The sequence below is a fragment of the Ravibacter arvi genome (genome assembly GCF_039540405.1).
Lineage (GTDB): Bacteria > Bacteroidota > Bacteroidia > Cytophagales > Spirosomataceae > Ravibacter > Ravibacter arvi.
Genome location: NZ_BAABEY010000033.1, coordinates 227,299 through 237,946 on the forward strand (window position 1 = coordinate 227,299; position 10,648 = coordinate 237,946).

The following is a 10,648-nucleotide window of genomic DNA, read 5'->3' on the forward strand; positions in this document are numbered from 1 at the left end:
TTATTTTATCTGTACTGTACTGGTCTGTTTTAGGTTAAACCAATTATTAAACCCAATTTCTCAAATATGATGAAACCAGTAGAAATACTTCCTGTGAAGGGAGGCAAAAGCCGGTCGCAGGCATTTGTGATCGGTGTCGTTATCTGTTTGTGCAGTCTGACTGCCTGCCTGGCACAGGTCGGAGAAAGGCGGCAGATATCCGGCAGGGTAATATCCGCCGGGAATGGCGAGGGGTTACCGGGCGTAAACGTTATCTTGAAAGGGACCACAACCGGTACCGTAACCGAGGTGTCAGGCCACTACCGGATCGAGGTTTCCGGCAATGACCCGGTCCTGGTGTTTTCTTTCATCGGCTTCCGCCAGCAGGAAATCCAGGTCAACCGGCAAAGTATCATCGACGTGAGCCTGGAAACCGACGTACAATCACTCGAACAGGTGGTCGTGATCGGCTACGGGTCGCAGAAAAGTACGCGGGTTACGGGAGCAATCGCCAGGATAAAGAGCACCGACCTGGAAGAACGCCCGGTAGGCCGCCTCGATCAGGCCCTGATGGGAAAACTCGCCGGCGTGCAGGTCCAGCAGACCAGCGGCGCACCCGGAAAGTCGCTGGCGGTGAAGGTCAGAGGTACCAGCTCCGTCAATTTTTCCAATACGCCGCTGTATGTGGTAGACGGTTTTCCTATTTCAGGCGATCTTAACAATATCAATACCCAGGATATAGAATCCATAGAAGTCCTGAAAGATGCGGCTTCCGCAGCCATCTACGGCTCAAGAGGCGCCAACGGTGTTGTGTTGATTACCACTAAAGCGGGAAAAGAAGGTAAACCGGCCATTCAGCTCGACATATCGCGGGGCGTGCAGACGCGTTTCAGTCGCTACGATGTGCTTAACCGCGACGAGTGGATCGAATACGCCATTGAAGAAAGAAACAACACCTGGATGCTGCAGGGCGGAAAACCGTCGGATCCCAATTCGGCCAGGACCAACTCTAATTACTGGATAGACCCGGTCTGGCTGACCAACCCGGGGTCGCTGCCCGATAACGACTGGCAGGATATCGTGGACCGTACCGCTTCTGTTTCAAATTACCAGCTTTCTGCTTCCGCATCGAACGACAAATTCAAATATTACCTGTCCGGCAATTACTTTAACCAGAACGGAATTATCATCGGATCCGATTTCAAAAGGATGAATTTCCGGACCAATGTGGAATCGAAACTATCGAAGGTCATCAACGTAGGCATTAACCTTTCGGCCGGTACTTCCATCCGGAACGACCCGCAGACCGACTGGAACGGGGGGCCTGTCAGCCGCTCGCACATTATGCCCCCGGTGGTCGGAGTCACCCAGCAGACCGAGAGCGGGGGCTATTATCCCTACGTGCTTTCGGCGCTGATCAACCCGCTGGCGATGCTTAACGAGTATACCAATGAAATTAAATCCAGGCAATTCCTGGTAAACGCCTATGCAGACGTGTTCCTGGCAAAGGGCCTCAAACTGCGGTCTTCTTTCGGGACGGAGCAGCGATCGGATGAAACGCTTTACTTCATCCCCAACAACATCAACCGCAACAACGGCGCCCAGGCTACGGCCACCAATTCTGTATTTGAAAGTTACCTCACGGAGCACCTGCTGTCTTACAAGCTGGCAAAATCCTCCTGGGATCTTGACCTGCTCGGCGGGTTTTCCTACCAGGAAGCCAAATCGGGGAACTGGTCGTTGGCCAAGAGCGGTTTTGCCGACGATGAAGTCCGTACCCTCAATGCCGGTACGGTGCTCAATTCGGGCAGCTCCGACAAAACACTCTGGAACCTGATGTCCTTTTTCGGGCGCGCCAACTTCTCTTTCAAAGACAAATATATGCTTGCGGCCACTGTCCGGCGCGACGGGAGCTCACGCTTCGGGAGAGACAACCGGTGGGGATGGTTCCCTTCCGCTTCGGCGGGGTGGCGCATCCTGGAAGAACCCTTTATGAAAGACGTCAGCTGGCTGTCCGAATTGAAGCTGCGCGCCAGCTATGGGCTGGCCGGCAACAACAACATCGGCAATTTTGCCTCCATCGGAACGCTCGGGGCAGCCAACTACATCATCGGTACCGGTCAGCAGAAAATACCCGGTTACGGTCCTTCGTCTTTCAGCAATACGATGCTGGGATGGGAGAAAACTACGACAACCGATGTAGGACTTGATCTCGGTATTTTCAGGAACCGCCTCCAGGTAGGGTTTGACTATTACATTGCCGACACCAGGGATCTCCTCCTGGATGTACAGATACCGGAAGTAACCGGTTACACGACCGCACTCCAGAACATCGGGAAAGTCCGGAACCGTGGGGTAGAGCTTGAGCTCACTTCCCTGAATATCGACAAGGCTTTCAAATGGACTTCCAGTTTCAACATCTCGGCAAACCGGAACAAAGTGCTGCAGCTCGGGCCGGACGGGAGCCCTGTATACGGTACAAGCGAAGGCTACAGGGTTACCATCACGCAGATAGGCAAGCCAATAGGCAGCTACTATATGCTGGAGCAGGAGGGGGTATTCATGAACCAGGAAGAGCTGGACGCACATCCTCACTACCTCAGGCAGAATGTGGGCGACATCAAGTACAAGGACTACAACCGCGACGGGGTGATCAACCAGGACGACATTCATATCGTGGGCGATGCATTCCCGGATTATTTCTGGGGATTCAGGAACACTTTTTCTTACAAGGGATTCGACCTTTCGGTATTTATGGACGGCCAGCAGGGCGTGAACATCCTCAACATCGCCAGCAGGTCCAATATGCAGTCCCGCCAAAACGTATGGGGCATGTGGCGCAACCGCTGGCGCTCGCCAGAAAATCCGGGGAACGGAATGGTACCCCGCGCGGCGGTCACCGACAACATGACCACCGCATCCAGCTTCTGGCTGTTTGACGGTTCTTACTGGGCCGTCCGCAATATCACGCTGGGGTACAATATCCCCCCGGCTTTTCTCGGGAAGGTAAACTGGCTGAACGGGATACGTCTTTATTCCAGTGTGGATAACGTATTCATGTACGACCATTATCACGGCAATCCGCAAACCGGCAACCATGCCAATTCTAGCCTCACACCCAATATTGACAGCGGTACAAGCTACCCCCTGGCAACTACCTGGACTTTTGGCCTGAGTGTTAAATTCTAACCGAAAACCAGCCGCGAATGCATGAATAGGCATGAGCTTTGAGGTATTAGCTGTAAGCAGCACACCAACGGCTGATGAATAAATAGCTCACCCCTCATAGCTCACAGCGGTCCGCCGCTGCGGCTCAAACCTTTTTATACAGATGAAATCAAATGGAAGTCGGAAATCAGAAATCAGAAATGAATCCGTACAGAATTATCGGGCCTTTATATTCAGGCTTTACTGAGCCGCCGATTTCCGATTTCCGATTTAGCTCACCCCTCATAGCTCACCCCTCATAGCTCACCGCTCATAACTCTTATACAGATGAAACGGATATTATTTGCTTTACTACTGATCCAGCTTTCGGGCTGTGACACGCTCGACCTGGTGCCGGTTTCACAGCGAAGCGTGGAGGGCTTTTACCGGACTCCCACGCAACTGAACCAGGCGATTATGGGTTGCTACAACGGCCTCCGGAATGCGTTGGTCTCGCAACAGTATTCCTATATGCTGACCGAATCGCGCAGTGACAATACCTTTCAAAGTCTCGATTATAACGACGGTAATATCACCCGCTTTTCCGAAACCTCGTTCCTGCCCGTTCTCTATACGGCATGGAGCAATTCTTATAACAAGATTCAGCGTTGTAACAAGGTGCTGGAAGAGCTTCCCAACGTTTCGTTGTCCGAAGACCTGGCCCGTCAGTATGAAGGAGAGGCGAAGTTTATCCGCGCCCTGCTGTACTTCGACATGGTCCGGTTCTGGGGCGGTGTCCCGGTGGTGACAACATCGCTCACTATCGCCGAAGGCTACGCCGTGTCAAGGAACAGCGTGGATGAGGTCTACCAGCAGATCGAGAAAGATCTTGCGGATGCGGCGCAGCTGCTCCCGGCTTCATACGACAATGCCAACCGCGGACGGGCTACCAGGTGGGCCGCAAAAGGTTTCCTGGGGAAAGTCCTGGTGTACCAGAGCGGGTACCCCCTGAACAAAAACCGCTGGAATGAAGCTGCCGGCTTTCTGAAAGAAGTGATCGATTCTGGGCAGTTTGAATTTTTCGAGAGTTACGCAGCCATTTTCAGGCACCAGAACGAATGGGGAAGGCAATCCGTCTTTTCTCTGGCCTTCAAATCGGGTGCGGAAGGCGAAGGCAATTCGTTTCCCACGCGAAACGCACCCAATTTCATTTCAAGAACCGAAGTGCCGTTTGGAGGGAGTCCTTACCAGCTGTTCTTATCAGCCGGGCTGCTCGAAAGCTTCGAACCAGGCGACCTGAGAAAAGATGCGGCTATTACATCTCAATGGACGCATACCTCCGGAGAAATTATCAAGACGATGCCGTTCAGCCGTAAGTACCTCGACGGACCGGTGGCAGCTGCCAACGACTGGGACATTAACTGGATAGCGCTCCGCTATGATGACGTGCTGATGCTCTACGCCGAAAGCCTCAATGAAATCGGATACGACGGGAATGGTGAAGCTTTCAGTATCCTCAATCGCATCAGGCACCGCGCGGGTCTCAAGCCTAAAACAGCAGTGGAGGTAAGCAGCCAGCAAGCGTACCGGCTTTGGATGGAAAGCGAAAGGAGATGGGAATTCTGTTTCGAAAACCAAAGGTGGTTTGATCTCGTCCGCACCGACAGGGCCCTGGAAGTGATGACGGCCTTTCTTAAGGGCTACGGACTGGAAGCCGCCATGCAGTCCAGGGACAGGTACTATTACCCCATTCCCCAGTCGGCCATTGATATCAACTCCAAACTTATACAGAACCCGGGTTATGAGTAGTCCGGCAAGTCACGCAACAATCACATCGGTCCCGGCTCATTTTCCTGCCGGGACTACTTTAAAAGAACAAAAAATGATTTTAGTAGAAGCAGAGAATTTTGATAATTTAGGCGGCTGGGTCGTAGACCAGCAATTCATGGACCAGATGGGGTCGCCGTTCCTGATGGCACACGGACTGGGAATCCCAGTGGCAGATGCGGTTACCAAAGTACGGTTTGACAGGCCGGCGGCATACCATGTCTGGGTGCGTACGCGCGACTGGTCGGGACCCTGGAAAAGCGATGAACAGAGGGCGCAGGCAGCCATTGAGGACTATCCCGGGCGTTTTCAGCTTCGCATTAATGGTAATCTTCTTGAAACCGTCTTCGGTACGGGCAAGGCAGACTGGCACTGGCAATACGGCGGCGTAGTAAGCCTGCCCGAAGGGCCCGCTGAAATTGCGCTGCACGACCTGACAGGCTTTAACGGAAGGTGCGACGCCATCATCTTTGCCACCGATGAGGCACCGGCGCTTCCCGACGGAGGCCCCGAGCTGGACCTGCTGCGCAGGCAATTGAGCGGAACAGATGGAGAGCCGCTAGCCGCAGGGCGTTTTGACCTCGTGGTGGCCGGAGGTGGTATCGCTGGTATTTGCACGGCGGTATCGGCTGCGCGACAAGGCCTCAGTGTGGCGCTTGTTCATAACCGGCCCCTTGTGGGCGGCAATAACAGCTCGGAGGTAAGGGTACAGTTGGGAGGGAAAGTGAACCTGCCGCCTTACCCGCAAATCGGGAACCTCGTTAATGAACTGGATCCGCAGCAAGGCCAGAATGCCCGCCCCGCAGCGGAATACAAGGACTACCTGAAGCTGGACCTGGTTCAAAATGAAGAAGGTGTATCCCTGTTTTTAAACACCCACGTAACAGAAACGCTCATGGAAGGCAACCGTATCAAAGGAATCGGAACCCGGCATATCAGGACCGGGCAGCGATTGTATTTTGAAGCTCCGCTGTTCGTGGACTGTACCGGCGATGCCAACCTGGGATTCCTGGCCGGCGCCGATTTCCGGGTAGGGCGCGAATCCCGGGCCGAAACCGGGGAGTCGATCGCACCCGAGGAAGCCGACCAGATGACGATGGGAAGCTCGGTCATGTGGTATTCAGTGGAGGAAGAAGGACAAAGCTTTACTTTCCCTGAAACGAGTTGGGCGCTGCAATTTGACCATAAAACAAGCCAGAAAGCCAGGAAGGGCGATTGGGATTGGGAAACCGGCTTAGGCAGGGACCAGATTAGGGAATTTGAATACATCCGTGATTACGGCCTGCGGGCGGTGTTCGGCAACTGGTCTTTCCTTAAAAACAAAAGCCAGCTGCAGGAAGATTTCCGGAATCGGCGGCTTGAATGGGTGGCCTATATAGCAGGAAAGAGGGAATCCCGGCGCTTAATGGGCGACGTTATCCTCCAGCAACAGGACATCGATAACAGCACCGTTTTCCCCGATGCAGCAGTGACTACCACCTGGTCAATAGATCTCCATCACCCGAAAATCATTCCGGATTTTACCGATGAACCGTTCCGGGCACGATGCGTAAAAACTAAAATAGAACCTTACGCAATTCCGTACCGGTGCTTTTATTCCAGGAATATCGACAATCTGATGATGGCCGGCCGGAACATCAGCGTGACGCATGTGGCGTTGGGTACCGTAAGGGTCATGAAAACCACCGGGATGATGGGCGAAGTAGTGGGGATGGCGGCATCGGTCTGTGTAAAGCAAGATGCGTCGCCCCGCGAAGTTTTTGAAAAATACCTGGACGAGCTGAAGGATCTGTTAAGAAAAGGCGTACCCCCGGTAGCGCCGAAAGAAGCGCTGACCGAGAGGCAGGAGTTGTTATGAGCAATATGAGAACTACCCTGCTGCTGGCATTCCTGAACCTGTTTTTTGTCGCATGCAGCAGAGACGAGACCCGGGAAAACAGCCATTTTTCGGAAGCGCTGCGTACAGAAGCGGTTAGCGAGCTTAAACGGGTGCTGACCGACACGCTGCGATGGGAAAAGGTACACGCTGCTGAATACCTGATGGAGCTTCAATACTTTGATCAGATAAAAGAAGTTTTTCTCCGGGAGGAAAAAATACATGGAAAAGAACCGTCTTACCGGGTAGGCATCTGGCGGGTGCTCGCGCAGGTACCTGCATTATCTGCCGAACGCAACCAATGGATTGACCGTATTCACGGCGTTTATAAGGACCGACGATCAATTGACCGTGCCCAGGCGGCGGAGTCGCTCGCCAAACTGAAACACCCGTTTACCCCTGTTGCTGAGGAAAAGGACCCGGTTGTCAAACTGTTTGCGGAATGGGCGGGCGCATATGCCTCGCCGAAAACCGCAGCAACGGCAAGGACGGAGCTGATGCGGCTGATCATGCCAGGTAGCCGGGCCCCGCGCGAGAGAAAGGTTGCGGCCTATGCCCTGCGCCACCTTGGCCCGTCGAGCTATGCGGAAACGCAGGCAATCAGTAACCTCGCACTGTCCGAACCCGACAGTTCTGAAGTCAGAGCGTATTTGTTGAGTGCTGCAATACACCATCTTCCCGTTGATAGCCTGAGCCGCAATCGGTTGGTTTACGATGAACTTGTAAGACTGGCGTCCGGCGGGAGCAAGTCGGTATGCTTTGAAGTGGAACACGCCCTGGCGGTCAGGGGAGCATCGAGCGATATACCACTGCTTACCGGCTTTCTCAAAGGTACCTCAGACAACAGGTTCACTCCGGCGGAGGAGGCAGATATCCGCGCAGGCGCAGCTTATGCGCTGCTCAGGATCGACCGTCGAATAGTACCGTCATTGTCATTGCCTGACTGGGTGGTAATAGCGGTTTACGGTCTTTTGATGCTGTGGATAGGCTGGTTTTACTCCCGGCGGAACAAAACCCGTGAAGATTATCTCCTGGGCGGGCGTAAAATGAACCCCGTAGCGGTCGGCATTTCATTGTTTGCCACTTTGCTCAGTACGCTCAGCTACCTGTCTTACCCCGGTGAGATGATTAAGAATGGCCCGGCAATATTTGCCGGAATGTTTGCCTTGCCTTTTGTCTACTTTGCTGTAGGGTGGTGGCTCATTCCACGGATTATGAAAATGAACGTCACCAGCGCCTATGAAATACTCGAGCGGAAATTCGGATTGCCTGCCCGGATGATGGCGACCTTTATGTTTCTCTCGCTCCGCTTCTTGTGGATGGCGACTATTATTTATGTGACAGTAGAAATAGCTTTGTTTTCTGTGGTTCCTTTCGATAAAGCCTATGCTTTGCCCATCGGCATCGTCCTGATGCTGATTACGATTGTATATACGGCAATGGGGGGACTTAAGGCAGTGGTCGTCACAGATGTGCTTCAATCGGTAATATTCCTGGGTGGGGCGCTTATCAGCGTCCTGCTGGTCTGCTATCATTTCGGTTCCTTTACCTCCTGGCTCCCTGATAGTTGGCCTGTCTCCTGGGAGCCGCCCCGCTATGGCTTTGATGCCCGGGAAAGATCTACCGTCGGCAACGCCATGCTGATGCTGTTTGTATGGTACGTATGTACGACCGGCTCAGACCAGATGGCCATCCAACGCTACCTGGCCACAAAAGATATCAAAGCTGCGAGAAAATCGCTCGGCGTATCGTTGTATACCAACCTGCTCGCCAAATGCCTGCTGGGGTTGGTGGGACTGGCGGTGTTCGCTTTCTTTACTCGTAACCCGCATTTGCTTGCAGACGGGAAAACACTTCAGGATCAGGCAGATACGTTGTTTCCGAGGTTTATCCTGGTGGGGCTGCCGGTCGGCCTGTCGGGGCTGGTTATCGCCGGTCTTCTGGCTGCGGCCATGTCGAGCCTTTCTTCCGGGGTCAATTCGGTGTCATCCGTAATTTCCGAAGATATCGTGCAACGGTTCAGGAAATCCGTATCAACCCGCGAGGGCCTTCTGAAGCAGGTCAAGTTGCTGTCCTACTTTACCGGCGGCTTCGTGATGGTGCTGAGCATATTCATCGGCAATGTAGAAGGCAACCTTTTTGACGTGGTTACCAAAGTGGTCAATCTCTTTGTCGGGCCGTTGTTTGTGCTGTTTTTCATGGCTTTGTTCGTCCCGTTCTCAACATCGGCGGGCGCCATACTAGGCGGGGTGATTTCTGTAATAGCAGCCTGTGCAGTAGCGTTTTACGGAGTTTTCGGTATAACGGTGTTCTGGATATTGCCGGTTTCGCTGCTGGTTGGCGCCGTCACCGGAACCCTGGTCAGTTTTATAGAAACAAGATTTATCAACTCAAAAAATAATGCGGAATAGCAGGACACTCGCCAAGTGGCGGGCAGGGAAGCCGGTGTTAGGCACCACCCTGCATTTTAACGATCCTTCGGTATACGAAATGGCCGGCCTCCTGGGCTTTGATTTGCTCTGGATGGACCTTGAGCACCATGCCCACAGCGTCGAAACTGCTGCCAACCTGATGCGCGCCGCGCGGGTTGGCGGCGCCGATATCCTGGCGAGGCCGGCGAAGGGAGAGTTTCTAAGAGCGGCCAGGCTGCTGGAAGCCGGCGCCAACGGCATTATCTATCCCAGGTGTGCGACTGCGGAGGAGGCGGCCGAGCTGGTTCAGAACCTGAAATTCCCGCCTATGGGTATACGCGGTCTCGACGGCTCCGGCGCCGACATGCCTTACGGGATGATCCCGCTGACGGATTACCTTGGAAAAGCCAACCGCGAGACCTTTATCCTGGTGCAGGTAGAAGACCCGGTCGGGCTGGAAAACGCGGAAGCCATTGCAGTAGTTGACGGGGTCGATATGCTTTTCTTCGGACCTGGCGACTACAGCGTGCAGGCGGGATTTCCCGGGGACTTCGAAAACCCCAAATACTACGATGCTGTAAGACAGGTGGCAGACGCGGCAAAAGCTGCCGGGAAGTGGTGGGGAACCCCGGCTTTTTCCCCGGAGCACGCCCAAAAGCTGCTGGATATGGGGGCGATGCTGGTCACCAGGGCGGGAGATGTCACGCTGTTGCGGCTGGCTTTGATGAAGCTGAAGGAGGAATTCAAGCCGCTCGGGTTTACATTTAATGACGATAGCTCACGAAATACGGGGCTTGGGCTGTAAAGGCCCGGGGTCTGCTGCATTCTTTGTACCCACATTAGATGACTGGGCCGACAGGTCGCCGCAGCGGAACGGAGAGCATCTGGCGGACGGTCATCCTGAATGGAACGCAGTGGAACTGAAGGATCTCCTGTTGCTATAAAAAGTCCTCTGAAAGGGATTGGGTGCAGGGAGCGGGAGATCCCTCCACTGCGGTCGGGATGACCCTCCGGTTGGTGCGGCGCCAAATCTGTTGTTGTCAATGGTAACGCATCTGCCGGATGGTCATCCTGAATGGAACGCAGTGGAACTGAAGGATCTCCTGTTGCTATAAAAAAGCCCTCTGAAATGGATTTGGTGCAGGGAGCGGGAGATCCCTCCGCTGCGGTCGGGATGACCCTCCGGTTGGAGCGGCGCCAAACCTGTTGTTGTCAATGGTAGCGTATCAGCCGGATGGTCATCCTGAATGGAACGCAGTGGAACTGAAGGATCTCCTGTTGCTATAAAAAGTCCTCTGAAAGGGATTGGGTACTGGGAGCGGGAGATCCCTCCGCTGCGGTCGGGATGACCGTCCGGTGGGAGCGGCGCCAAACCTGTTGTTGTCAATGGTAGCGCATCTGCCGGATG

6 protein-coding genes are annotated in these 10,648 nt (G+C 53.9%); all 6 read left to right on the plus strand.

The features are described 5' to 3' along the window. Positions 1-66 precede the first annotated feature (66 nt). The 6 genes from ABD852_RS19520 to ABD852_RS19545 all read left to right on the plus strand — a co-directional run bounded on the left by ABD852_RS19520 (position 67) and on the right by ABD852_RS19545 (position 10,462). Complete coding sequence (locus tag ABD852_RS19520; protein ID WP_345031983.1) at positions 67-3,168, plus strand: SusC/RagA family TonB-linked outer membrane protein; 3,102 nt, start codon at positions 67-69, stop codon at positions 3,166-3,168. A 306-nt stretch (positions 3,169-3,474) separates the two neighbouring features. After that, positions 3,475-4,935, plus strand: coding sequence for a RagB/SusD family nutrient uptake outer membrane protein (locus ABD852_RS19525; RefSeq protein ID WP_345031984.1), 1,461 nt, complete (start codon positions 3,475-3,477; stop codon positions 4,933-4,935). Between the two features lie 73 nt (positions 4,936-5,008). Continuing rightward, positions 5,009-6,811 carry an FAD-dependent oxidoreductase gene (locus tag ABD852_RS19530; RefSeq protein ID WP_345031985.1) on the plus strand — a complete coding sequence of 601 codons (1,803 nt, stop codon included), beginning with the start codon at positions 5,009-5,011 and terminating at the stop codon, positions 6,809-6,811. Further along, positions 6,808-9,240 carry a sodium:solute symporter family transporter gene (locus tag ABD852_RS19535; RefSeq protein WP_345031986.1) on the plus strand — a complete coding sequence of 811 codons (2,433 nt, stop codon included), beginning with the start codon at positions 6,808-6,810 and terminating at the stop codon, positions 9,238-9,240. Before ABD852_RS19530 ends, ABD852_RS19535 begins: the two co-directional genes overlap by 4 nt. Then, entirely contained in the window at positions 9,230-10,045 is an 816-nt protein-coding gene (locus tag ABD852_RS19540) for an HpcH/HpaI aldolase family protein (protein WP_345031987.1), read from the plus strand. The genes ABD852_RS19535 and ABD852_RS19540 overlap by 11 nt, the downstream gene beginning before the upstream one ends. Before the next feature lie 270 nt (positions 10,046-10,315). After that, positions 10,316-10,462, plus strand: a complete 147-nt coding sequence (locus ABD852_RS19545) for a hypothetical protein (protein WP_345031989.1) — start codon at positions 10,316-10,318, stop codon at positions 10,460-10,462. Positions 10,463-10,648 lie beyond the last annotated feature (186 nt).

Coding starts and splice junctions, on each gene's coding strand:
- ABD852_RS19525 (WP_345031984.1), top strand. CDS start 3,475: ATGAAACGGATATTATTTGCTTTACTACTGATCCAGCTTTCGGGCTGT.
- ABD852_RS19530 (WP_345031985.1), top strand. CDS start 5,009: ATGATTTTAGTAGAAGCAGAGAATTTTGATAATTTAGGCGGCTGGGTC.
- ABD852_RS19520 (WP_345031983.1), top strand. CDS start 67: ATGATGAAACCAGTAGAAATACTTCCTGTGAAGGGAGGCAAAAGCCGG.
- ABD852_RS19545 (WP_345031989.1), top strand. CDS start 10,316: ATGGAACGCAGTGGAACTGAAGGATCTCCTGTTGCTATAAAAAAGCCC.
- ABD852_RS19535 (WP_345031986.1), top strand. CDS start 6,808: ATGAGCAATATGAGAACTACCCTGCTGCTGGCATTCCTGAACCTGTTT.
- ABD852_RS19540 (WP_345031987.1), top strand. CDS start 9,230: ATGCGGAATAGCAGGACACTCGCCAAGTGGCGGGCAGGGAAGCCGGTG.